Origin of the sequence: Methylobacterium bullatum, from assembly GCF_014845095.1 — a bacterium.
Taxonomy (GTDB): domain Bacteria; phylum Pseudomonadota; class Alphaproteobacteria; order Rhizobiales; family Beijerinckiaceae; genus Methylobacterium; species Methylobacterium bullatum.
On record NZ_NKUG01000034.1, the window covers coordinates 1 to 24,537 of the forward strand.

Consider the following 24,537-nt stretch of genomic DNA (forward strand, 5'->3'; position numbering starts at 1 on the left):
GCCGTACTTGCCGATGGTGAAGGCGACACCGGCACCCGCACCGATGGGGGCCAGGCGCATCACCATGGCGACGATGCGGAACAGCGCGTCCAGCAGGCTGTCGATGACGACCACCACCGGCTTGCCGCGTTCGCCCGCCTGAACCAGCGCGACGCCGAAGAGCAGCGAGATCAGAATGATCTGCAGCATCGCGCCCTTGGCGAAGGCATCCACCATCGTCGAGGGGATGATGTCCATGAAGAAGCCGACGATGCCGGGCTGCGCTTCCGCCCGCTTGGCGTAGGAGGCGATGGCGCTGCCGTCGATCTGCGTGGCGTCGATGTTCATGCCGACGCCCGGCTGCATCACGTTGACCACGACGAGGCCGATGACGAGGGCCAGCGTGGAGACGACCTCGAAGTAGATCAGCGCGCGCACACCGATGCGGCCGACCTCCTTCAAGTTGCCCATCTTGGCGATGCCGACCACGATGGTGCCGAAGATGACCGGCGCGAGCAGCATCTTGATCAGCTTGATGAAGCCGTCCGCCAGGGGCTGCAGCGTGACGGCGACGTCGGGCAGGAAATACCCGACGAGCCCGCCGATGACGATTGCTATGAAGACTTGAACATAGAGTCGGCTTAGCCATGACTTCATGATCTGTTTCCTCCTGATCTGCCACTTAGCGGGCAGCTTGATTAGTGATCCCTCTTGCGGGGCTTGATGCCGTCCTTACGCCTGGACACCGTCGCTCGGCCAATGCCATGTTCGGTGCGCGCTATGCGCGGTCGGCATCGGGCTGGACGGGCTGACGGACACTGGCTGATCGATGGATCTGGACTGGCTGAAGGACTTCCTCGCCCTGGCGGAGCAGAAGACGTTCTCGCGCGCGGCCGAGGCGCGGAGCGTGACGCAGCCGGCCTTCAGCCGGCGCATCCGTGCCCTCGAGGATTGGGTCGGCACGCCCCTGTTCGCCCGTGGTCCGCAGGGGGCGGTGCTCACGCCGGCCGGGCTCGCCTTCCAGCCGGCGGCCCAGGACATGATGCGCAGCCTGGAGCGGGCACGACGCGACGCGCGGGAGGTGGGCGCCCGGGACACGGCGACGCTCTCCATCGCGGCGACCCACGCCCTGTCGTTCACGTTCTTTCCGAACTGGATCCGCGGCCTGATGCACCATCAGACGCTGGGCACCCTCAACCTGATCTCCGACAGCATGGAGGCCTGCGAAGCCATCATGCTCGCCGGCGAGGTCCACTTCCTCCTGTGCCACCATCACCCGGATGCACGGACGCGCTTCGAAGCGGAGCGGTTTCCGAGCCTGTCCCTGGGCGACGACCTGCTGGTTCCCCTCTGCGCCCCCACCTTGGACGGCGGGCCGACATGGTCGCTGCCGGGAACGCCGGAGGCGCCTCTGCCCTATCTGAGATACAGCCAGGCCTCGGGGCTCGGGCGCATCATCGCGGCCTTCCCGGATCGCGAGCCGGCCCATTCGGCGACGGCGCTCACCTCTCATCTGGCGGCGGCGCTCATGACGATGGCGCGGAACGGACACGGCATCGCCTGGCTGCCGCAGACGCTGGCGGCCGAAGATCAGGCGCGCGGCAGGCTCGTGCGCGCCGGTCCAGACCGGTTCGACATCCCCATCGACATCAGGCTGTTCCGCTCCCTCGACTGCCGCAACGATGCGGCCGACCGGCTCTGGGACGACCTCACCGAAGCCCGTGCGTGACCGGCGCCGGTCTCCGTCCGCGGAAGGGTGCCGCGTGAGCGCGAGCCTCTGGAAGCGGGACCGCCGATTTCGCCGGTACCGCGGGTTCCCCGTCCGTCCAGGCCGTAGCCACAGGGGGGAGGGGGACGCCGCCCGGTATCAGGCGGTCCGTTCGTCGGCCGGATGGGTGCGCAGGCGCATCGGGTCGTAGAACGGCGTCCGCACCACGTTGGCGACCAGCGGGCCGGTCTCGGTCCGGACCTCGACCTCCGTGCCGAGGGCGGCGAGCTCCGGCGGCAGGTGGGCGAGGCCCAGCGACTTCATCAGGTGCCGGCTGTAGGTGGTGCTGTTGACGGTGCCGACCTCGAGTCCGTCCTTGAAGATCTTGGCGCCGGGCGTCACCGCCTCATGGTGCAGGATCTCGAGGCCGACCTGGCTGAAACGCTCGGTGCCCCTCCGCGCCAGCAGGGCGGCCTTGCCGCGGAAATCCGGCTTGTCGAGGTCGACGGTCCAGGCCAGGCCCATTTCCCACGGCGTGGTGTCGGGCTTCGGCATGTCGAAGGGGAAGAACAGCAGGCCGCCCTCCACGCGCACGATGTCGAGGCAGTCCCAGGAGGCCGCCACGATGCCGAAGGGCTCGCCGGCCTGCATGATCGCGTCCCAGATGGCGACGGCGTCCTTGGCGGCGCAGAACACCTCGTAGCCGCGCTCGGCCGAGTAGCCGCCCCGCGCCAGGGATACGTCGCGGCCGAACAGCGTCGTGCGGACATGCTCGAAATACTTCAGCGTCGGCAGGTCGAAGGGCGTGTGCGGCGCGAGGATAGCGAGCGCCAGCGGTCCCTGCAGCGACAGGATGTGGACGTCGTCGTCGCGGGCCGCCTCCACGGCGCGGCCTTCGGTGAATTCAGGAAGAACGTCTTCGAGGCTGCCGCCGCCATGCGAGACGCGGAAGGCCTGCGGCCCGTCGCGGTAGACCAGCACGTCGTCGATCAGGGAGCCGTTCTCGTCGACGATGTTGCTGATGGCCGATCGGCCCTGCGCGATCTTGCCGACGTCGCTGGTGAGCATCGCGTTCAGCATCGCCTCCGCGTCCGGACCGGAGACGTTGACGATGCGAAGGCCGGAGACGTCGAACAGGCCCGCCCGCGAGCGGACGATGGTGGTCTCCTCGTAGCGGTCGGTGCTGTAGGATTGGGGGATGGGCATCCCGTTCCACTCGGCGTCGAGTGTCGAGCCCAGGGCCAGGTGGCGTTCGTTGAGGGCCGACTGGCGGGGAAGGTCTGTGTAGCTCATGGCGGCTGTCCCTTAGAGCGCTCTCCGCCGAAGCGGATGCCGGTTCGGCGAAAAAGAGCGCGGCAAAACAAAGGCCTAGAGATGTGCCCCGACCCAACGTGGTCGGGCGCAGCTCTAGCGTTCCGTTTTTTGATTGGGCGGACCCTGTCTCGTCCCACGCGCGGGCTGCCGGAGCCCAGGGGCCCGGCAGCCCGGTTCGATCACAGCTGGAAGAACCAGTTCGAGAGGAGGAGCACCACGACGCCGGCGGCCAGCGTCAGGTAGGGCAGGATTCCCGCCCGGCGGCGGCTCACCGCACCGTCGGGGCCGACATGCAGGTCCTCGTACATCTCGGCCGGGAACTTGCCGCCGTCCTGGACATAGTGGCGGTAGCAGAAGACCGGGATGATCAGGGCGGCGGTGATCAGGCCGGCCCAGAGGGCGATCGGGTTCCAGACCTTCGCGCCCGCGCCCATGAAGATCACGTTCACGAAGGCGAAGACGCCGCCGAGCACCAGGACGAAGGTCGGTGCGCGGTAGGGGCGCGGGATATGCGCCGAGTCGATGCGGTGGATCCAGGCCGAGTTGAGGTTGAGGAAGTTGAAGATGATGTAGCCGCAATTCGACACGGCCAGGATGAAGAAGAAGCTCGTCGCATCGGCACAGGCGATCGCCAGGATCGCGAGATTGAAGACGAGATCGGTCCACATCGCCCGTGTCGGTGCGCCATGCTCGTTCACATGGCTGAGGTAGCGCGGCAGCCAGCCGTCGGCCGAGCCCTGGTAGAGGGTGCGCGAGGACCCCGCCATCGCCGTCATGATGCAGAGCACGAGGGCCAGGATCATCAGCATGACGAGGAAATTCTCGACGATGGGACCGCCGCCGACCATGTGCGCCAGTGCGGCCGCCACACCCGACCCGTCGACGATGGAGGCCTCCAGCATTCCCTCGACGCCGAGCATGCTCTGGAAGGTGAAGGGCACGAGGGTGAACAGCAGGAGGCAGAGCAGGCCCGAATAGAAGATCGCCTTGAACGTATCCTTGGCGGGATCACGGAACTCGCTGGTGTAGCAGATCGCCGTCTCGAACCCGTAGGTCGACCAGGCCGCGATGAACATGCTGCCGAGGACCAGCGTCCAGCCCGTGATGTTCCAGGCACCCGGCGCGGGAGCGGCCGGCGCCGCGAGGGGGACGAGGGGAGAGAAGTTCTCCCAGTTCACGCCGTGGATCAGCAGCGGAACCACGCCGACGATGAACATCGGGATGATGACGAGGAGACCGATATACTTCTGGACGTTCGCCGTTCCGAGAATACCGCGGTGCTGCACGGCGAAGACCGCGAGCATGAGGGCGGCGCCGATGAAGAAGGCTAGGTTGAGGGAGAGCGAGACCGGGCCGAGGGTGGTGGTGAACAGGGTCCAGGTGCGGATGCCGGGCGCCACGGCCGCGATGGCCGCCGTCACCTTGTCGGCATCGGCCATCTGCAGGGCGGCACCGTTGGTGGCGAGCCATTGCACCACGGCCGGCGACGTGGCCGTGGGCTGCGGCGCCACCGCGTTGATGATGTAGGAGGCCGCGATGGAACAGCCCAGCGACAGGACCGGCGACCAGGCGAACCAGTTGCACCAGACCGAGAGGGGCGCCACCAGCTTGGTGTAGCGGACCCAGGCCGCGGCCCCGTAGACCGACGCGCCCCCCGACTTGTTCGGGAACAGGCCGGCGATCTCCGCATAGGTGAAGGACTGGATGAAGCCCATGATCATGGAGAGCGTCCAGATCAGGAAGGCGAGCTTGCCCGTATTGCCGGCAATGCCGCCCACCGAGAACAGGACGAGGGCGGGCACACCGCTCGCGACCCAGAACGCGCCCGTCCAGTTGATGCTGCGATGCAGCTTCCCGTCTTCGGCCGTCCCGGTGGCGGGGGACGTGAAGCCCGCCACGGGCTTTGCCGAGGATGCCAGTCCGGTGCTCATGATTCAGCTCTCCATTGGTCGTATCGAGGGTTCGGTCCGGATCGACCCGTGCCCTCGCCGAAGGTGTGATCCCGGGGCGATGCGTGTCCGCGCGGTCTCGGCGGGGTCGAGGCGCATCCGGAGTGTCGTCTGGCTCGGGGCGCCGCTCCGCCAAGTTGATCGGCGCCGCAGAAGGGTGTTCCGAAGGAGGTTTCGAGTGTCCCTCACGAAACTTCCGCCGCACCGGCGTGCCCGGAGCGAGGATCGATACCGACCGGACGTTTCGTGAGGAATTCTAAGCTAGGGATGTGCGTGTCGATGTATCGTCAGCGACATGGATATTTCCCGTCCTTGCGGAGAGGGTCACACGAAGTCTTTCCAAATAGCCGGGGCGCCGCGACCGTCGGTGCGCACGTTTCATGAGAGCCCGACACATCACGTCAGTGGAAGACTGCCGGTCGAACTCCTGAAATTCTCTACAGGAATAATCATTTCTCTTCGGTTGAGCCGCTGTCAAGCGCTATTGCGGCTCCCCCTCGAGCGAACAGTGGAATTGCATCGAAATTTTCCATGAGAATTGATTTTCGGGCAGATGTGACCAGTAAATGGGCATGGATGTTTGCCGATCACGGGCATGACGAGAGATCGGACCGCGATGGGCCTTCTCGATTCGAGCGGATGGTCGACATGGCCTCTCGCTTTCGCGCGCGCGCCCTGCGACCCTGCGCATCCCGCACGGGAGTGCGGACCATGACGGCAGCGGGTGCCGAAACACGTGTCCGCCGCCCATCGAACCGGCATCCGACCCATTGGCCGAAACTCCTTGGCCGGGACTTCGGTCGAAAACGGCGATTGACATTGTTGTTCTCTTGGAGAAAATGAAATTCTCTTAAAGAACCAGATCGCCGCGCAAGCAAGACGGAGCCGGCTTTGTCGACGGGACTGAATTCGTCCTCTGGTTCGGCGCGGTCCGCTCCGGCCGCCGCCCCGCCCATTGTCGAGTCGAGGTCGATGTCAGATCAGTCCATCAAGAGCCGACCGGTCTATCAATCGCTGGCGATGGATCTGTCCGGGTTGCGCCACCTGTTGGTGTCGGATTCGCCCGCCTACCGCTTCGAGGCCCCGCCCGACAGGGAGGTGGAGGTCTGGTTCGTCGCAGGCCCCGACCAGGAGGGCCGGATCCCACCCTCCGAGACCGTTCACGAACGAGGGTTCCGTTCGCCGAGGCACCTCATCGATCGCCTCGACCATCGCCTCGCGCAGGAGCGCATGGGTCTGCGGCTCTACGTGAGCGGGACCGAGGATTTCCTGTGGGACGTCTTCAACACGGCGCAGCGCGCGGGGATGACCAAGCAGGAGATCTTCCAGTGCCATTCCGGCACACGAGCGCGGCGCGTGGCCTGCGTCCATTGCCGGACCTTCAATCACGGCGTGACGACCACCATCGTCCGATGCGACGGCTGCGGCGCCAACCTGTTCGTGCGGGATCATTTCTCGCGGCGCCTGTCGGCCTTCATGGGGGTCAAGATCGATGCCGAGGTCGCCGGCGAAGTCCCTCCGGCAGAGCAGGCCTATTCATGATCCTCGACGGCAAGCTGTCGGCGCGCGTCGCCGAGATCGAACGCCTGAGCCCGACGCTGAAGCGGTTCCGCTTCGTTCCCGAGAAGGGCGGGGCGTTTCCCACATCGCCGCCGGGGGCGCATGTCCTCGTCACCCTGCGGGGGCCGGACCGGGTCTGGCAGAACGCCTATTCGCTGGTGACGCCGCCCGATCAGCGCGATCACTACGCGATCGTCGTCCGCCGGGTTCCGGACTCGCGCGGCGGCTCCCACTTCCTGCACGACAGGCTCGAGATCGGTGACGCCGTCGAGCTGAGCGCGCCGGCCAGCCTGTTCCCGATCGCGTCGCTCGCCCGCAAGCACATCCTGATCGCCGGCGGCATCGGGCTGACGCCGTTCCTGTCCTACCGGCCGGTCCTGGCGTCGCGCGGCGCCGCCTACGAACTGCATCAGTTCTGCGCCCCCGACGAGGTCGAGACCTTCCGGGGCCTGCTCGGCTCGGACGCGGCCGGCATCCACGTCCATGGCGTCGGACGGGGAGAGCGGCCGGATCTCGCCGCCCTCCTCGCCGATCAGCCGCTGGGAACCCATGTCTATACCTGCGGGCCTCAGGGCCTGATGGACGCGGTCGAGGAGACGGCGCGCGGCCTCGGCTGGACGCCGCACGCGATCCACCGCGAGAGTTTCGGCGGGGACAAGGGCGGCGAGCCGTTCACCGTCACCCTGGCGCGGTCCGGCCGGTCGATCGCGGTCGGGGCCTCGCAGACCCTGCTCGAAGCGCTGGAGGGCGAAGGCATCGAGGCTCCGTGCCTCTGCCGGGGGGGCGCCTGCGGCGTCTGCCTCCTGCCCCTCGTGGAGGGCATCCCCGATCACCGGGATCACGTCCTGTCCGATGCCGAGAAGGCGGAGGGCCGCCTCATCGCGACCTGCGTCTCGCGGGCCAGATCCGAGACCCTCGTGCTCGATTTTTAAGACCGGACGACCGCGCGGCGGCGGGCATCCGCCGAACGCATCGGTGCCGGCCGTCGGCCGGGATCGGCGCCGCTTGGTAAAGGGAAGCTGAGATGGGTATTCAGTTCAAGACCGACGAGACGTTCCGGGACGACTTCTCCTACCGGAACAGCGACGCGGCAGTGCTCCGCTTCCCGTTTCCGTTCGGCGAAGACAAATATATGTACTCGGTCAACATCGAGCCGCATGTGAAGGCGGGCACGTCGCCGGCCTTCGAACACGCGTTCGACGTGGACGAACATTACGTCGCCGAATGCCGCGAGCGCGCGATCGTCCTCGATCACGACCCGAAGCGATGCCAGGTGCTGGCGCACATGATGCCGGCGCAATGGGACACGCTCGAACTCCTGATGGAGAGCCTGTCGGCGGATTACCCCGAGCATTTCAGCCTGACGCGGGACGGCACCGCCTGGCACTGGATCAACCGCCCCCTGGGCCTCGACCAGCGCTTCGTCTTCGGCGACGCGTCCACCCTGCCCTGCGAGCCGTTCGAGTACATCACCCGGCAGGCTCAGGGGGACTTCACCCTGCAGGATCAGCGGGACGACAACCTCTACGTCGATGGCGGCATGGTCACCACGCAGGCGGATTGGTCGCTGGAATTCGATATCGGCATGAGCTTCCACGAGTGGCACGGGCCGGTGCCGCTGGCGCACGAGATCGGGGTGTTCGACCGGGCGCTGCAATATCTGCTGCGGCTGCAGTACGGGCATCCCGTCCGCCGGCTGAACTGGACGATGACGATCAACCCGCGCCTCGACACGTCGCCCGAGAACTATCCCGATTGGGGGCCGGACCGCACCACCGTGACCCCGGAGAACATCGCGGGCAAGCTCCACCTGCGCGTGGAACTGCAGACCCTGTTCCGCCTGCCGCGCTCCAACGCGATCCTGTTCGGCATCCGCTGCTACCTGATCAGCCTGCAGGACATCGAGCGGGTGGAGAAGTGGCGCAAGCGCCTCCACCGCGTCCTGGCGAGCCTCCCGCCCGAACTCGTCGAGTACAAGGGCCTGACCCGGTTCCACGGCATGGCGGTGTCGCGCCTGGCCGCCCTGGACGACGGGGCGCCCCTGTCCCTCGGCATCCAGCCGGACCAGGCCCGCCTCGAATAAGACCCCCTCATCCTGAGGGACCCTTTGCTCGAGCAAAGGGTCTCGAAGGAGCCCTCCAGTGATCGCGCGATCCCTAGAGCTGTGCCCGACCACGTTGGGTCGGGACACAGCTCTGGGCCTTTGACTGCCGCGCTCTTTTTCGCCGAACCGGCATCCACTTCGGCGGAGAGCGCTCTAACGGGCTCCTTCGAGGCCGCTACGCGGCACCTCAGGATGAGGTGAATCCTTGGAAAGACGACTTAAACAGGCTTTTAGATCATGTGCGCCATGCCCATGGCCCTGAGCACGTCGTTCTGAATGGGAGCGACCGCCTCGTTGATGCGCGCGACGCCGAAATCCATGCCCTCGGGCATCACGACCGTGCGCAGGGGACGCCGCTCCGTTGCCTCGACCAGCCCTGCGATCGCATCGGCGACCCGTTGCGGGCGCGGCGGATGGGCGGGATCGTAGGGCTGTTCGGCATGGGCCTTGATCTGCCCCGGGATCGCCGCGACCTCGCCATAAGAGGCCAGGACCCCCGCATCGGACGGTTCGGGGCTCGACGAGATGAGGTTGCTCGGGAACTGGCCCGGCTCGACGATGACCGAATCGATCCCGAAGCCGCCGAGCTCGTAGCGATAGGTCTCCGCCAGTGCCTCGAGCGCGAACTTGCTCGCCGCATAGACACCGAAGAAGGGAATGACGAATCGCCCCATCAACGACGTGATCTGCACGAGAAGTCCGCTGCCGGCAGCGCGCATATGCGGCAGGACGGCCCGATTGGTGCGAATGGCCCCGAAGACATTGACCGCGAACAGCCGTTCGACATCGGCGATCGTATAGGCTTCCGTCACACCGATCGGCATCAGGCCGGCGTTGTTGACCAGAACGTCGATCCTGCCGTGCTGGGCAATGACGTGACCGATGGCGGCCTCGACCGACTCGTCGCTGGCCACATCCATTTCGAGAACCTGCAGCGGATTCCCGTCCGCCTTCGCGGCGTCGATCAATTCGCTCCGGACCGCGCTATTCCGGCCCTCGACGTCACGCATGGTCGCGATGACGGTATGACCCCGCCTCGCGAGTTCTAGGACCGTGAGCTTTCCGAAACCACTGCTCGCGCCGGTCACGACAACGACTTTACCGCTCATCACTCAACCCTTCCGATTGTCGTCCCAGCCGTGCCTTCGGTCAGGAACCGCGTCGGCTGCCCATGGGGCGGAGCCGTTCCTGTCCGGGCCGCGCTGTACGCCCGCCACTCCTCTAGCGTAGATTGCCATTCGGCTTTAGACCCAGTTATTCGCTTCTTTGTTGCCTGTAGCGCTACAATCCACGTGGCAGGCCGTGCGGGACCGGGCGACCGATGCGAGACAAGTTCGATGGCGTGCAGATCTTCGTGGAGGCGGTGGAGGCCGGAGGGTTCGCGCGGGCGGCCGACCGGCTGGCCCTGTCACGCTCCGCCGTCGGCAAGGCCGTGGCGCGCCTCGAAGAGCGGCTCGGCGTGCGGCTGTTCCAACGGACCACGCGAACGCAGAGCCTGACGGAAGCCGGGCAGCAATTCTACGAACATTGCCTGCGGGCCGTCGAAGAAATGCGCACCGGCGAGGCGCTCCTCGAATCGGGCCGCCGGGAAGTCGCGGGGTGCTTGAGGATTTCGATGCCCGTTCTCCTCGGTCGGCGCTGCGCGGCGCCGATCCTGCTCGACTACGCCAAGGCGCATCCGAAGCTGGAACTCGAGTTGAACTTCAGCGACCGGGTCGTCGATCTGATCGCCGGCGGCTTCGATCTCGGATTGCGCTTCGGCGCGCTCGGCAACAACAGCTCCCTGCGTGCCCGGCGGCTGGTGACGGAACGCATGGTGCTGTGCGCTGCCCCGTCCTACCTCGCCGCGCGCGGACGGCCGGACGACATTGCCGATCTGGCCGGGCACGACACGCTGGTCTATGCGCGCGGCGACCGCGGCTATGTCTGGCGCCTGCCGGATGCCGGCGGGGTCCTCGTCCCCGTTTCCCCTCATGCCAGGCTTCGGTTCGACGACGTCGAAGTCATCCTGGCCGCCGCCAAGGCCGGGCTCGGCCTCTGCTGGCTCCAGCATTGGCTGATCCGCGACAGCCTGCAGGCGGGCGAACTCGTCCAGCTCTGGGCGAACCGCCCCTACGCGACCATGGATTGCTACGCCGTCTGGCCCGCGGCACGGTATCTGCCGCTGCGGTCGCGCCTCGCCATCGACGCGCTCGCCAGCCGGATGCCGAGGGACGACATCCTCCATCGCGCATCACGCAACGGCGACGAGGAGGACGCCGATGCCGATGGCGGCGACGTCCTCACCGTCGACCCCGCCGCCGGCACACCGCCAAAGGCTGCAAAACTCAAATCACCCGAATCGTTTCCGTGAAGGCCGCAGCCACGAGGGGAACGAGGGCAGGGCGGCGCAGCCGGCGAACCATGTGAACGTCGTCCTCCCTCAGGCCGAGGGGAAGAACGGGCTGAACTTCTTGATGAGATCGCGCTCGGAGGTGACCTCCGCCTTCCGGTAGATGCGGATCTTACAGTTCTTGACGGTGCCCTTGCCGATCCCCAGGCTCTGCGCGATCTGGCCCGTGGCCTGGCCTTTCATCGTCAAGGTCAGGATGTCCCGCTCACGCGGGGTCAACGCCACCAGCACCTCCGCCGCCGCCCGGTAGCCCACCGATTCGTCCTGCGGCGCGGGCTTCGGCCCGAGCATGAAGATCCGGCCGCCCGGCGCCAGGGCGAAGTCCCGGTCGAAGACCTCCGATGTGATCACGTGATCGCGCGCATGGACCGTGCGGATGGCGTCCGACGGCGCCAGGGTCTCGAGCATCGGCAGGATCGAGGCATCCGACTGGACGGCCCGCTTCCAGGATTCGTTGGCGAACACCTCCACGTCGTGCCGGTCGCGGATCAGGGTCGGCCGGTTGAGGAGCCCCTCCGCCTGCGTCCCGTCGGTGTAGCGCAGGTTGCTGAACAGATGGCCGAGATGGCTCCGGTGGCATCCCTCCAGGGCGGGAAAGACCAGCTTGGCCCGCCGGATGTCCTCCTGCGAGAAGACGCCGCGCTCGCGTTCGAGGAACAAGCCGAAGCAGCAATGCCCCACCGTCGAGAAGAACATGCCGAGCTCGTCGGAAATGTTCGCGGCCGGCCTGAATATCTTGCCGTAGAGGATCGATTCCGGGCTGCTGTTCCCGATCTCCGAGAGGGTCAGGATGCCCGGCTTGCCGCCGTTCTTCCAGTAGAGGGAGAACGGATCGATGCGAAGGCACTTCTTGTTGTAGAACTCCACGATCTCGCTCGGAACCCCGGTCGTGTAGAGCACGTCGGGCGGGGCCACCCGCGAGTACCGGATGATCCATCCCGAATCGCTTTTCACGCAGAGGGCGAACAGGGACAGCAGGTTCCGGTGAAAGTGCTCGGTCCCGATGGATGCGGCGACGTCGCCCAACCGGCTGTACCATTCGGCGGTGGCCAGCGGATCGGGTCCGCTCCGGATCGGTTCGTCCTTCATCCTGAAACGGTGCCATTCCCCATGAAGCAGGCGCGTCGTCGCGGCGCCCGGCCTCGGACCCGCGCTGCCCGCGAGATGTGTGAATACCGTAGCCCCGCCGGGAGAGGGATAGGCCCGCGCCGGACGTCCAGGACGTGCCACCCGGTTCGACCGGGATGCCTGGCATGGTTCTCGCTTATCAGTAACCCCCCTTTTCGTTTGCAATGCACAACTGAGCGACGACAGTAGTGCCAACAGTCACTATTGCACGGCCATTTCTCCGAGGCGTATAAATTTTCTCAGCAGGAATGTTCCGCCGAGGTTTCGCCCTCGCCGGATCTGTCCTCGGGGGAGAATGGTCTTTGGCGGGCGTCCGGCACCGATCGGGAACCGCCATCGGGAGACCCGGACCGCCCGGCTCACGAGACATAGAACGGGGATCTGATCATGAAGAAGCGGGTTGCGATCATCGGCGCGGGTCCGAGCGGCCTCGCCCAGCTGCGCGCCTTCGAGGCGGCGCGGCGCGCGGGCGAGGAGATCCCCGAGCTCGTCTGTTTCGAGAAGCAATCCGATTGGGGCGGCCAGTGGAACTACTCGTGGCGCACCGGCCTCGACGAGAACGGCGAGCCGGTCCACAGCAGCATGTATCGCTACCTCTGGTCGAACGGCCCGAAGGAGTGCCTCGAATTCGCGGATTACTCCTTCGAGGAGCATTTCGGCCGGCCGATCCCGTCCTATCCGCCGCGCGCCGTGCTGCATGATTACATCGCCGGCCGCGTCGCGCGCAGCGACGTACGCAAGTACATCCGTTTCTGCACCCCCGTCCGCTGGGTGAGCTATTCGGAGGAGACCGGCCGGTTCACCGTGACGGCGAAGGACCTGATCAAGGACGAGCATCAGGTCGAGGACTTCGACTACGTCGTGGTGGCCAACGGCCACTTCTCGGTGCCCAACGTTCCGAGCTTCGAGGGGCTCGAATTCTTCCCCGGCCGCGTGATGCACGCGCACGATTTCCGCGTCGCCGACGAGTTCGCCGGCAAGCGCCTGCTGATGATCGGTGCGAGCTACTCGGCGGAGGATATCGGCACGCAGTGCATCAAGTACGGCGCCACGTCGATCACCTTCAGCTACCGCACCAAGCCCATGGGCTTCGACTGGCCGGCGGGGTTCGAGGAGAGGCCGCTTCTGGAGAAGCTCGTCGGCAACACGGCCTATTTCAAGGATGGCAGCGACACCGAGGTCGACGCGATCATCTTCTGTACGGGCTACAAGCACACCTATCCGTTCCTGCCGGACGACCTGCGGCTGAAATCCCACAACTGCCTCTACCCGGCGGGGATCTACAAGGGCATCTTCTGGCAGTCCAACCCGAACCTGATCTATCTCGGGATGCAGGACCAGTATTACACCTTCAACATGTTCGACGCCCAGGCCTGGTATGCCCGCGACTACATGATGGGCAAGCTGGCGCTGCCGGGTCCGGAGGAGCAGGAAGCCGACATCGCCAAATGGCTGGCCTATCAGGACACGCTCACCAACCCGTTCGAGGCGATCGACTTCCAGACGGAATACGTCCGCGAACTCCTGGCGGCGACCGACTATCCGCGTCTCGACGTCGACAAGGTCGCCGAGCTGTTCAAGGAGTGGGAGCACCACAAGATGGAAGGCATCCTCACCTATCGCGACCGGTCCTACCGCTCGACCATCACCGGAACTCTGTCGCCGGCCCATCACACCACATGGATGAAGGCGATGGACGATTCGCTCCAGGCCTTCATGGGTCTGCCCCAGGCCGCGGAATGAGCGCGGAGCTGTATTGGAGCCTGTTTGAGGTGTTTATCCAAGACTTGACCTCATCCTGAGGTGCCGCGTAGCGGCCTCGAAGGAGGGTTCCAGGGATCGCGCGACAACTGGAGGCCTCCTTCGAGGCCCGCTGACGCGGGCACCTCAGGATGAGGAGGTCGGCCTGGATGATCGACTTTGGCAGCCGATTTACTTTGGCATGAGCATCCGCTGCAAAATCCGATCAAGCAGGCTCTTCGCGCGTAACCGTGTTGGAATCACGCCGTTCCCCGGCCTCACCGGGGAGCGGCCTCCGATGGCGATGACGGCCCCGAGCGGGGCGCGTCGGCCCGCATCCGTTGCGACCCGTTCACCCTGGATAGACGAATGAACCAGATCTGGATGCAGCCCGAGGGCGCGTGGGGGGCAAGGTCGCCGCGCACGCTCTCGTTCTCGGCGAGGGGAGGGGCCTGTGCCTTCTTCGAGGTCGAGGCCGGGGATCGCCTGCGCATCGTCGACCCGGAGGGGCGCCAGCCCGCCCGGCTCTATGCCGGCCCCGGCGCGTTCGGGGAGGCGACACCGGGCGCCCCGCCCCTCTTGGATACCCTGCGGACACGAGGAGACGGGGCCGGCGGTCGATCGGTTGAGGCCGCCCTCGCGGCACGCGGCGTTGCACCGTCCGATCTCGAAGCCCATGCTCTGTTCCATGCGGAATCCCCGCCGGGATCGAGCTTCCACGCCACGGCGGCGGCGAGCTCCGTCTGCGTTCTCGTCATTCCCGGCGGCCCGATGGCGCCGGACGCGCAGGATCCCCCGACCGATCTGCGGGTGGAGATCGAGCCCGCCACATCCCTCGAAGGGAGGGCGCCGCCGCCGCTGGCTCCGCCCCTCCTCGACCTGCGCGTGAAGGCCGCCACCGCCGAGGCTTTCTCCGTCAAGGCCGGCCAGTACATCCAGATCATCGACGTGGACGGGCGCCAATGCGCGGATTTCCTGGCCTTCGATGCCGTCGCCCTTCAAGCAGGTGACGAATACGGCCTCGACGCCACCACCACGCATACCCTGATGGGATCGACGGCGCCGAAACCCGGCCTGCTGTCGAAGTATTTCGACGCGCGCATGGTCCCCCTGGTGGAGATCGTCCAGGATACGGTCGGGCGCCACGACACGTTCATGCTCGCCTGCTCGGCCAAGTATTACGAGGATATGGGATATCCCGGCCATTCGAACTGCACCGACAACTTCAACGCGGTGCTGAGCCCCCATGGAGTCCTGCCCAAGAAAGGCTGGCCGGCGATCAATTTCTTCTACAACACCGTCGCGGGGCCGGACGACAGGATCACCATGGACGAGCCCTGGTCACGCCCGGGCGATTACGTCCTCCTGCGGGCGCTGACCGACCTCGTCTGCGCCACCTCGTCCTGTGCCGACGACATCGATCCCGCCAATGGCTGGTGCCCCACCGACATCCACGTCCGGGTCTATGATTCCCAGAGCGCCTTCTCCAAGGGTATGAGCCACCGCATGACCCCCGATGCCGAACCGCGCCTCACCCGCGAATCCGGGTTTCACCCGCGCACCGCCGCCCTGACCCGGAAGATGGAGGATTATCGCGGGTTCTGGGTGCCGACCTGCTTCAACGCGGCCGGCCCGCTGGAGGAATACTGGGCCTGCCGCGAGCGGGCCACGATCATGGACCTCTCGGTGCTGCGCAAGTTCGAGGTGATCGGACCCGATGCCGAGGATCTGATGCAGCTGGCGGTGACGCGCAACGTGCGCAAGCTCGCCGTCAACCAGATCGTCTATACCGCCATGTGCAACCCGCATGGGGGGATGATCGACGACGGCACGCTGTTCCGTCTCGGCCAGAACAACTTCCGCTGGATCTGCGGGGACGAGTATTCCGGCATCTGGCTGCGCAAGCTCGCCGAGGACCACAAGCTGAAGGTCTGGGTGAAGAGCTCCACCGACCAGCTCCACAACGTCTCCGTCCAGGGGCCGAGATCGCGGGCGATCCTGTCCGGCCTCGTGGTCAGCCCGCCCCAGGAACCCACCATCGACGAGTTGAAATGGTTCCGCTTCACCGTCGGGCGCATCGACGGCGTGCCGGTCCTGGTGTCGCGGACGGGATATACCGGCGAACTCGGCTACGAGGTCTGGTGCCACCCGAGCCAGGCGACCGCGATCTGGGACTCGATCATGACGGCCGGCGAGCCGCATGGTCTCACGCCGATGGGGCTCGCCGCCCTCGACATGCTGCGGATCGAGGCCGGCCTCGTCTTCGCCGGATACGATTTCTGCGACCAGACCGACCCGTTCGAGGCGGGCATCGGCTTCACGGTTCCCAAGGACAAGCCTGACGCCTCTATCGGGTCGGAGGCCGTGGCGCGGCGGCGAGACAACCCGCACAAGCGGATGGTTGGCCTCGACGTCACGGGCAACGAGCCCGTCGGGCACGGCGATCCCGTCTATGACGGCCGGACCCAGGTCGGGATCGTCACCAGCGCCACGAAATCGCCGATCCTCGGCAAGACCATCGCCCTGGCGCGCCTCGACGTCTCGGCGGCGGCCATCGGTGGGTCGGTGGAGATCGGCAAGCTCGACGGCCATCAGAAGCGGCTTCCCGCGACCATCGTGGCGTTTCCCCATTTCGATCCCAAGAAGACGCGCGTCCGGGCGGAATCGCCCACACGCGGCGATCAGGGACAGGCCAGCCCCGCCAAGCCCTCGCCGGAGAACGTGGCAACGGCCGGAATCCCCGCTTAGGGCAGAATGAGCAATGGCTCGCCGCGAGGCTCGCTCGACGATGCCTCAGGCGAGCCTCGCGAGAACCGATGACCTGATATCGGACGGGCGTCGGGTCGAAGGCCGCTTGCGCCCCGTGAGCGATGCGATTGCATGTCTTCAGGATTCCGGGCGACCCTCGACGATCGAACGACGCCGCCTGAACCGTGATGCGGTCGCACCCATGGGGACGATGCGCAAGATTCCAGACCTCGGAATGGCCTGAACCATGCTTGCACGACGAACAACGGGAACGCGAAACACGTCAGGGATCGGTTGAAGAAATGCTCGATGCCGATGCCTTCCTGCAGAATTTATCGAGCAGAATAGATGGCTTTATGTATAGCGGCCTCAACAATGCCGATTACAATATGACCTATCTATCGGATGGCTTCGAAAGATTGCTGGGATACGACGTCGCCTCGTTTTTGAGGAATGGGACGAGCTTCTCGAGCCTGATCCATGCGGACGACCTGCCTGCGGTCGATGCGGCCGTTGGGGCCGCCCTGAGCGCGAGTTCGCGCTGGCAGATCAGCTACCGGGTCAAGACGGCCGGCGGCACGTGGAAACACGTGCTCGAAACCGGCGGTGGCCGCGCCGATGCCGCGGGCGAGATCGCCTATCTCGACGGCATCGTCATCGACTTCGGTCGCGCCAACGACCTGGCGGATCGAATCCAGTCCGGTCAGACTGCGCTGGATGCGATCGGCCAGGCCTCGGATCGGATGATCGAGATGCTGCGATCCCTGAAGATGCTCTCGCTGAACGCCCGGATCGAAGCGGCGCGCTCCGCCGAGGCCGGGGCCGGATTCGGCGTCGTCGCCAAGGAGATGGGCCAACTCGCCGCGCTCGGTGAGCATGTGACGAAGGCCGTCGGAACCGAACTCGGTCATTTGAAGAGCGCCCTGCGATTGTAGGCCCCCTCCGGCAGGCCGGCTCCGCGCACCGAGCGATGCCGCTCGATCCAACGAGCAGCACGTCCAGGCCAATGTCCGGGCGGCACGACCCTCTCGTGAAGGACCGCCCTCGCTCGGGCCTATTGATACCCTTTGGGGAAGGGGTCCGGCTTGATCAGCTCCGGGCTCGTATAGACGATCTCGAACTGGCCATCGGCCTTGGCCTTGCCGACGCGGGTCTTGGACCAGAGGTGGTGATTGGGATCGACGCGCACGTAACCTTCCGGCGCGGCCTTGAATTCCAGGCCCGGAGAGGCCGCGACGACCTTGTCCACATCGAAGGAACCGGCCTTCTCGCAGGCCATCTTCCATAGGAACGGGCCGAGATAGGCGGCCTGGGTCACGTCGCCGATGACGGTCTTCTCGCCCCACATCTTGTGGAAGGCGGTGACGAAGGCCTTGTTGTTCTCGTTCTCGATGGACTGGAAGTACTTCATGCAGGAATAGGCGCCCGCGATGTTGTCGCCGCCGATGCCCTCGACCTCGTCCTCCGTGACGGAGAGGGTGAGCAGGATCTGTTTCGACAGGTCGATGCCGGAGGCCTTGAGCTGCTTGTAGAACGCCACGTTCGAGCCGCCGACCACGGTGACGAAGATCACCTTCGGCTTGGTGAGCTTGATCTTGTTGATTACCGAGTTGAACTGAGTGTGACCGAAGGGGAAATACTCCTCGCCGACGACTTTGCCCTTGAGCACGCTCTCGATATGCTTGCGGGCGATCTTGTTCGAGGTGCGCGGCCAGATGTAATCCGAACCGATGAAGAAGAACGTGTCGCCGCCCTTCTCCTTGTTGACCCAATCGAGACTGGCGAGGATCTGCTGCGTCGCCTCCTGCCCGGTATAGATGACGTTCTTGGACTGCTCCAATCCCTCGTAGAAAGTCGGGTAGTACAGGAGGCCGTTATACTGCTCGATCACCGGCAGCGCCGCCTTGCGCGAGGCCGAGGTGAAGCAGCCGAAGATCGCCGCGCAATGGTCGTTGACGAGGAGCTTCTTGGCCTTCTCCGCGAAGGTCGGCCAGTCGGAGGCGCCGTCCTCCTGGATCACCTTGATCTTGCGGCCGAGGATGCCGCCGGCGGCGTTGATCTCATCGAAAGCGAGCTTCTCGGCCTGCGTGGCACCGGTCTCGGAGATCGCCATGGTGCCGGTGACGGAGTGGAGGATGCCGACGGTCACCTCGCTGTCGGTGACGGCGAGGCCCGTGGTGTTCACGGCGGCGGTGGCGGTCTCGGCGGCAAGGACGGACGAACTTCTCGTGGCGGCGACGAAGGGTGCGGCGGCCAGGCCGAGCAGCAACCGGCGCCGAAGCCGAAGATGAGCGGTGCCTTCGTCTTTTGACGCCATCGGTTCGTTCCTTACTCGTCATTGTGGAGGACACGCTCCTGTCCATCCACGGTTGTTCTCCGGAGCCGGATCACTCCAACTCGACCGAGACACAGTTTCGGGAAGAAAATTCGTTTCTTAAAGGGCAAATTGACCGCACGCTGCATCATTGCTGGGCAGGCATGAACCCGTCGTCATTTGCGGCGGCGCGCGGGGGCGACACCGAACAGCGCTTCGAAGGCGACCGCGAAGACCGCATCCATCGCCGTCGACAGGGCGCCCCCGCTGGGCGCGAGGACCCGCACGGCCAGTCCGGCGGCGTTCGGCAGCGGGCTCGCTCCGCACAGGCACCCCACCGCATCGGCGGCGCCCTGCAGCGCGGCGATGTCGGGATGGCCCTCGACGCCCCCGAGGATCGCCATCGAGCCATAGGCCGCATACGTGCCGAGGGGGGAGGCGGGGCCGGCGAGACTCGCGCCGTCGAGCGTCGAGCGCTCGTTGACGAGGATGCGTCCCTCCTCGGTCTCGATCCGCAGGGACAGCCCGATCCGGGCGAACGGCCGGCCCATGCCGGTGGGATCGTGGCTGGCGAAGCCTTCGCTGACGATGGCGCGCGCATCCGGGCCGACGACGATGCGGGTGTCGAGATCGAGCGCGGCGCCGGGAAACAGGATCATCGGATCGGGATGCAGCGCCAGGCCCGCGTCGCCGGCGATGGCCAGACGCGTGTCCTGGCGTGCCGCGAAGGCGCCGGTGTCATGCACGACGGTGGCCGATTGCGTGGTGACATGGGCCCGGCTTCCGGGCCTCGCCGTGATGTCGAGGCCCAGGCGGTCGGCCCGGTAGAGCCCGCCGGAGGCCGATTGGAGATACAGCGTCGCGATGTCGGGATGGTCCGGATACATCCGGAACGGCCGCGTGATGTGGAACGGATAGGGCACGACCTGCCGCGACAGCACCGTGGTGCCGCCGCCGCGCACGAAGACGAGGCGCGCCTGAGAATGGCGCGAGCGGCCCGCTCCCTCCGGCGAGATGCCCCGGACCTCCTCTCCCACGTCACTCAAGGCGCGAAGAGCACGGCGCGGCAGATCGCATCCGCCACGGCCTCGATCCCGTCGCCCGAGCGGGCATTGGTGGCGATCATCGCCTTGCCGCCGCGCACGGCGGTGGCCTCGGCGAGCATGGCGGGGAGGTCGATGCCCACATGGGGGGCGAGGTCGGTCTTGTTCACCACGAGAAGGTCGCAGCGCAGCACGCCGGGGCCGCGCTTCCTCGGGATGTCGTCGCCCCCCGCCACGTCGATGACGAAGATCCACCAATCCACCAGATCGAGGGAGAAGGTGGAGGCGAGGTTGTCGCCGCCGGATTCGAAGATGAGGAGGTCGAGGCCGGGAAAGGCCGCCTCCAGGGCATCGCCCGCCGCGATGTTGAGGGTCGGGTCCTCGCGGATCACCGTGTGCGGACAGGCGCCGGCCTCCACCGCCGAGACCCGGGCCGGGTCGATCAGCCCGGACCGGCGCAGGCGCTCCGCGTCCTCCTTGGTGACGAGGTCGTTGGTGACGATGGCGAGATCGACGCCGCGCCCCGCCAGGACCGGGATCAGACGCTCGATCAGCGCCGTCTTCCCCGAGCCGACCGGTCCGCCGATGCCGATCCGCGCGGCGCTGGCGCGGGACGGGGAGGGAGTGAGGATCATCGCGGTGTCGGGCATCAGCGCAGCATGTAGCGTTGGGCGAGGGGGAGGACCTTGGCCGGTTCGCAGGTGGCGATGGTCCCGTCGACGAAGACGTCGAAGGTCTGGGGGTCGACGCGGATATCGGGGCAGGCGTCGTTCCAGAGCATGTCGGCCTTGCTGAGCGTCCGGGTGCCATGGGCCGGCAGCAGCGCCTTGCGCAGGCCGAGCTCGTCGCGCAGGCCCCGCTCGATCGCCAGCGGATGGACGAAACAGGCCGAGAGCCCCTGCTTGGCGAGGCCGAACGCGCCCCATTGCGGGCGCAGCAGCATCGGTTCGCAGGTCATCAGCGAGGCGGCGGAATCGCCCATGGCGCCCCAGGCGATGAAGCCGCCCTTGATGACGAGTTCCGGCTTGATGCCGAAGAAGGCGGGCCGCCACAGAACGATGTCGGCCATCTTGCCCTCTTCGAGGGAGCCGATGTGCTCGGCGATGCCGAAGGTGCGCGCGGCGTTGATGGTGTATTTGGCGATGTAGCGCTTGATCCGGGCATTGTCGCCGAAGCCGGCCCGGTCCTCGGGCAGGCTGCCGCGCTGGTCCTTCATCTTGGAGGCGAGCTGCCAGGTCCGGCAGATCACCTCGTGGATGCGGCCCATGCCCTGGCTGTCGGAGCCGAGCATCGAGATCGCGCCGATATCGTGCAGCACGTCCTCGGCGGCGATGGTCTGGGCGCGGATGCGGCTCTCGGCGAAGGCCACGTCCTCCGGCAGGGCCGGGTTGAGGTGGTGGCACACCATCGTCATGTCGAGGTGCTCGTCGAACGTGTTCACCGTGTAGGGATTGGTGGGGTTCGTCGACGAAGGCAGGCAATGGGGCAGGCCGGCGACGCGGATGATGTCCGGCGCGTGCCCGCCGCCGGCCCCTTCCGTGTGATACATGTGGATCACCCGGCCGCCGATGGCGGCGAGCGTGTCCTCGACGAAGCCGGATTCGTTGAGCGTGTCGGTGTGGAGCTGGACCTGGAAGTCGTGCTCGTCGGCGAATCCCAGGCAGGCATCGATGGCCGAGGGCATCGCCCCCCAATCCTCGTGGATCTTCAGGCCCAGCACGCCGGTCTCCAACTGCTCCTTGAGAGCCGCCGGCTCGTGGGTGTTGCCACGGCCGAGGAACCCGAAATTCACCGGCCACTGCTCGGCCGCCTGGAGCATCTTGCCCGTGTTGAACGGCCCCCCGGAATCGATGCCCACGGTGATCGGCCCGAGCGAGCCGCCGAGCAGGGTGGTGATGCCCGACGCGATGGCGTGATCGGGCAGGGCGGCGGAATCGAAATGCACATGGACGTCGATGGCGCCCGGCGTCGCGATCAGCCCCTCGCAATCGCGCACCGTGGTGCCGGCCGACACGATGAGCCGGGGATCGACCCCGTCCATGATCGCCGGGTTGCCCGCCTTGCCGATGCCGACGATCTTGCCGTGGCGGATGCCGAGATCGCCCTTCACGATGCCGAGCACCGGATCGATGACGAGGACGTTGCAGAGCAGGAAATCGAGGGCGCCCTCGGCCGAGGTGACGCCCGGCGCCATGCCGATCCCGTCGCGCAGGGTCTTGCCGCCGCCATGCAGGCATTCGTCGCCGTAGACGGCGTAATCCTTCTCGACGACGGCGACGAGGGAGGTGTCGGCGAGGCGCACGCCGTCCCCCGTGGTGGGACCGTAGAGGGCGGCGTAGTCGCGGCGGGGGATCGTCACCATGATGATATCCTTCATACCAAGCGGCACTGATCCCGGCCGATGGCCGGAATCAGTGCGTTCGGCGGACGCCCGCCGCCGCGCCGTCGCGCGGGCGGACGACGATGAGGTCTCCTCATCGTCGTCCGGTCTGACGCGCCCGGACTTCTAGGCACCCTTGAAGCCGCCGGCTTTGGCCCGCGCCAGGGCGGCGGCGCGGTCCGCCGGCGTGTCGATCGTCCCCCGGGTCAGGTCGTTCAGGCCGGTGAGCCGGCGCTCGCCGCCGAATCCCACGAGGGTCACGGTCTTGCGCTGGCCCGGCTCGAACCGCACCGCCGTGCCGGCCGGGATGTCGAGGCGCAGGCCCAGAGCCGCCTCGCGGTCGAAATCGAGGGCGCGATTGACCTCGAAGAAGTGGTAATGCGATCCGATCTGCACCGGCCGGTCGCCGGTATTGACCACCTCGATGGTGGTGCGCGGGCGCCCCGCCGCGAGCTCGATCTCCCCCTCGGCGGGCAGGATCGCGCCGGGCTCCAGCGTATCGGCCGGCGCCCCCTCGGCGGGCCGGATCGGCTCGTGCACGGTGACGAGCTTGGTCCCGTCGGGGAACACGCCCTCGACCTGCAGGATCGGCAGCATGGCGGCGATGCCGGGCATGACGTCCCCGGTGGTGAGGATGGTCGAGCCCCACCCGATCAGGTCGGCGACGCTGCGCCCGTCGCGCGCCCCCTCCAGGATCTCGTCGGAGATGATGGCGACGGCCTCCGGGTAGTTGAGCTTGAGGCCGCGCGCGCGGCGCTTTCGCGCCAGTTCCGCCGCCGTGAAGATGGTCAGCCGTTCGAGTTCGGTCGGTGTCAGCAGCATTGGTGGTCCCTACGGCCTCGTCCGTTCCCGGAACCGGGTTTCACCGTCCGGCGGCGGTTTCAATTCGCGAACAGGCGCAGATCGGCGCGGGCGTGACGCATGGTGGCGATCTCGATGAGCGGCGTGAAGGCGACGAGCATGATGTCGGCGTGGTCGGTGTCGTCCTCTTCGCCCCCTTGCACAGGCCGGGCCGCGATCTCCGCCAGCACCGGCATCAGGGCGGAGAGGATGCGCTGCGCCTCGATGGCGCCGACCCGCCCGAGCCTCACGGCGGCGGTGACGAGGGCCGCCGCACATTGGTAGCCGGCGATCTCGGTGACCGTGGTCTCGTCGAGGCCGAGGGAGCGCCACAGGGCGCCCTGCATCACCGCAAGGTGGCCGAGAAGCGGGCCGTCGCGCACCGCCATGCGCAAGCCTTCGGCTCCCGGCGTCCCGATGCGGGTATGGGCGGCGAGCAGCGCCCCGCCGTTGCGTCGGCTGCCCGTACGCATCGGTTCCGCCAGGCAGGCCGCCTCCACGGCGGCGTCGATCCGGGCGAGGCGGGCGAGATCCCCTTGCGCGCGATGGGCCAGAACCAGGGCGACCCGGTCGCTGCCGGCCCAGCGATGACGCAGGATGACCTCGACCGCATGGCCGAGTTCCGCCCCGCCGAGACCGTCCGGGAGCGCCGCGAGCCCCTCGATCCCGTTCGAGAAGGCGAAGCTGCCGCTGGGAAAGGCCGAATCCGCCTGCTGGAGGGCGATGAGCCGCTGTAGCATCAGGCAGCTTCCGTCCGCCCGTCGACGCCATGGGCGACGCGGCCGGACGCCGTCAGATCGCCGAGCCGCGCCAGATAATCCTCCGGCGGGCCTTCGAGGGCCACGAGCAGGTCTTCGCCGTCGAAGCGCACGCGCCAATGCAGGTTGCCCGCGTGGTAGCCGAGTTCGAGGGCGGCGGCCTTGTCCGCAGGCGCCAGCCGAAGCCAGCGTTCCGCCCCGACCCGCACCACCAGGGCGCGGTCCGTGTCGAGGATCAGGACGGCACCGTCGAACAGGGTTTCCTCGCGGGGCAGGGCGATGGCGATGTCCTCGCCGCCCTGTGTCGTCGCCCGCAAACGCCGCCGGGCCATGTCGGCGCTGTCGATGGCCAGGATGTCGACGGCATGGTGGTGATCGAGATGATGCAGGCGGTGTGCGATCTCGGGATCGAGCCTGCTGCCCACGATACGGTCGATGACGCGCATTCGGTCTCCACTCTCCCGGTGGGGCCACTGGGTTCACACATCCAGGCAGAGCGCGTCCCTCTCCCCCCTGTGGGGAGAGGTTGGGAGTGGGGGTGGCTCCGCCAGCCTCCGCAAGCTGAGGGTCGCCCAACCAC

The 24,537-nt window shown here is 66.8% G+C and carries 20 protein-coding genes; 8 read left to right on the top strand and 12 right to left on the bottom strand.

The window, feature by feature from the left end:
- A partial coding sequence (locus MBTS_RS04375; protein WP_192215169.1) for a cation:dicarboxylate symporter family transporter occupies window positions 1–636 on the bottom strand: 636 nt, incomplete at its 3' end.
- A gap of 172 nt (window positions 637–808) precedes the next feature.
- On the opposite strand from MBTS_RS04375, the gene MBTS_RS04380 reads away from it, so the two are divergent.
- Window positions 809–1,708, top strand: a complete 900-nt coding sequence (locus MBTS_RS04380) for a LysR family transcriptional regulator (RefSeq protein WP_192215170.1) — start codon at window positions 809–811, stop codon at window positions 1,706–1,708.
- Between the two features lie 138 nt (window positions 1,709–1,846).
- Here MBTS_RS04380 and MBTS_RS04385 read toward each other — a convergent pair whose 3' ends face one another.
- Together MBTS_RS04385 and MBTS_RS04390 are read right to left on the bottom strand one after the other, a co-directional pair.
- Window positions 1,847–2,980: an aminomethyl transferase family protein gene (locus MBTS_RS04385; protein WP_147830805.1), complete on the bottom strand. Its 1,134-nt coding sequence runs from the start codon at window positions 2,978–2,980 to the stop codon at window positions 1,847–1,849.
- A gap of 200 nt (window positions 2,981–3,180) precedes the next feature.
- A complete protein-coding gene (locus MBTS_RS04390; protein WP_082473073.1) occupies window positions 3,181–4,932 on the bottom strand; it encodes a trimethylamine N-oxide permease in 1,752 nt (583 codons plus the stop codon).
- 990 nt (window positions 4,933–5,922) lie between these two features.
- Here MBTS_RS04390 and MBTS_RS04395 point away from each other — a divergent pair.
- The 3 genes from MBTS_RS04395 (at window position 5,923) to MBTS_RS04405 (ending at window position 8,593) form a co-directional block, all read left to right on the top strand.
- Window positions 5,923–6,492: a dimethylamine monooxygenase subunit DmmA family protein gene (locus MBTS_RS04395; RefSeq protein WP_147830807.1), complete on the top strand. Its 570-nt coding sequence runs from the start codon at window positions 5,923–5,925 to the stop codon at window positions 6,490–6,492.
- Window positions 6,489–7,442: a PDR/VanB family oxidoreductase gene (locus tag MBTS_RS04400; protein ID WP_147830809.1), complete on the top strand. Its 954-nt coding sequence runs from the start codon at window positions 6,489–6,491 to the stop codon at window positions 7,440–7,442. The genes MBTS_RS04395 and MBTS_RS04400 overlap by 4 nt, the downstream gene beginning before the upstream one ends.
- A 92-nt stretch (window positions 7,443–7,534) precedes the next feature.
- On the top strand, window positions 7,535–8,593 hold the full coding sequence (locus MBTS_RS04405) for a heme-dependent oxidative N-demethylase family protein (RefSeq protein WP_147830811.1): 1,059 nt from the start codon (window positions 7,535–7,537) through the stop codon (window positions 8,591–8,593).
- Between the two features lie 251 nt (window positions 8,594–8,844).
- Here the strand turns inward: MBTS_RS04405 and MBTS_RS04410 are convergent, their stop codons facing one another.
- Window positions 8,845–9,723: an SDR family oxidoreductase gene (locus MBTS_RS04410; RefSeq protein ID WP_026175962.1), complete on the bottom strand. Its 879-nt coding sequence runs from the start codon at window positions 9,721–9,723 to the stop codon at window positions 8,845–8,847.
- A 212-nt stretch (window positions 9,724–9,935) separates the two neighbouring features.
- Between MBTS_RS04410 and MBTS_RS04415 the strand changes: the two genes are divergently transcribed.
- Complete coding sequence (locus MBTS_RS04415) at window positions 9,936–10,967, top strand: LysR family transcriptional regulator (RefSeq protein WP_018043966.1); 1,032 nt, start codon at window positions 9,936–9,938, stop codon at window positions 10,965–10,967.
- Between the two features lie 69 nt (window positions 10,968–11,036).
- Here MBTS_RS04415 and MBTS_RS04420 read toward each other — a convergent pair whose 3' ends face one another.
- On the bottom strand, window positions 11,037–12,095 hold the full coding sequence (locus tag MBTS_RS04420; protein WP_192215171.1) for a helix-turn-helix transcriptional regulator: 1,059 nt from the start codon (window positions 12,093–12,095) through the stop codon (window positions 11,037–11,039).
- Between the two features lie 426 nt (window positions 12,096–12,521).
- On the opposite strand from MBTS_RS04420, the gene MBTS_RS04425 reads away from it, so the two are divergent.
- The 3 genes from MBTS_RS04425 to MBTS_RS23960 all read left to right on the top strand — a co-directional run bounded on the left by MBTS_RS04425 (window position 12,522) and on the right by MBTS_RS23960 (window position 17,557).
- Complete coding sequence (locus MBTS_RS04425) at window positions 12,522–13,877, top strand: NAD(P)-binding domain-containing protein (protein ID WP_018043964.1); 1,356 nt, start codon at window positions 12,522–12,524, stop codon at window positions 13,875–13,877.
- A 366-nt stretch (window positions 13,878–14,243) separates the two neighbouring features.
- Window positions 14,244–16,622, top strand: a complete 2,379-nt coding sequence (locus tag MBTS_RS04430; RefSeq protein ID WP_192215172.1) for a trimethylamine N-oxide demethylase — start codon at window positions 14,244–14,246, stop codon at window positions 16,620–16,622.
- A 302-nt stretch (window positions 16,623–16,924) separates the two neighbouring features.
- Window positions 16,925–17,557 (top strand): methyl-accepting chemotaxis protein, encoded by a 633-nt coding sequence (locus MBTS_RS23960; RefSeq protein ID WP_147833096.1) that lies wholly within the window; start codon window positions 16,925–16,927, stop codon window positions 17,555–17,557.
- 119 nt (window positions 17,558–17,676) lie between these two features.
- Here MBTS_RS23960 and urtA read toward each other — a convergent pair whose 3' ends face one another.
- From urtA to ureE, 7 genes are all read right to left on the bottom strand, one after another.
- Window positions 17,677–18,939: an urea ABC transporter substrate-binding protein gene (gene urtA / locus MBTS_RS04440; protein WP_192215173.1), complete on the bottom strand. Its 1,263-nt coding sequence runs from the start codon at window positions 18,937–18,939 to the stop codon at window positions 17,677–17,679.
- 173 nt (window positions 18,940–19,112) lie between these two features.
- A complete protein-coding gene (locus MBTS_RS04445; RefSeq protein ID WP_192215174.1) occupies window positions 19,113–19,973 on the bottom strand; it encodes an urease accessory protein UreD in 861 nt (286 codons plus the stop codon).
- Between the two features lie 5 nt (window positions 19,974–19,978).
- A complete protein-coding gene (gene ureG, locus MBTS_RS04450; RefSeq protein ID WP_056142512.1) occupies window positions 19,979–20,614 on the bottom strand; it encodes an urease accessory protein UreG in 636 nt (211 codons plus the stop codon).
- A 14-nt stretch (window positions 20,615–20,628) separates the two neighbouring features.
- Window positions 20,629–22,341: an urease subunit alpha gene (gene ureC / locus MBTS_RS04455; RefSeq protein WP_056142508.1), complete on the bottom strand. Its 1,713-nt coding sequence runs from the start codon at window positions 22,339–22,341 to the stop codon at window positions 20,629–20,631.
- Between the two features lie 144 nt (window positions 22,342–22,485).
- On the bottom strand, window positions 22,486–23,181 hold the full coding sequence (locus MBTS_RS04460) for an urease subunit beta (RefSeq protein WP_056142213.1): 696 nt from the start codon (window positions 23,179–23,181) through the stop codon (window positions 22,486–22,488).
- A 59-nt stretch (window positions 23,182–23,240) separates the two neighbouring features.
- A complete protein-coding gene (locus MBTS_RS04465; RefSeq protein ID WP_056142211.1) occupies window positions 23,241–23,939 on the bottom strand; it encodes an urease accessory protein UreF in 699 nt (232 codons plus the stop codon).
- Entirely contained in the window at window positions 23,939–24,403 is a 465-nt protein-coding gene (gene ureE, locus MBTS_RS04470; RefSeq protein WP_147833094.1) for an urease accessory protein UreE, read from the bottom strand. The genes MBTS_RS04465 and ureE overlap by 1 nt, the downstream gene beginning before the upstream one ends.
- Between the last annotated feature and the right edge of the window lie 134 nt (window positions 24,404–24,537).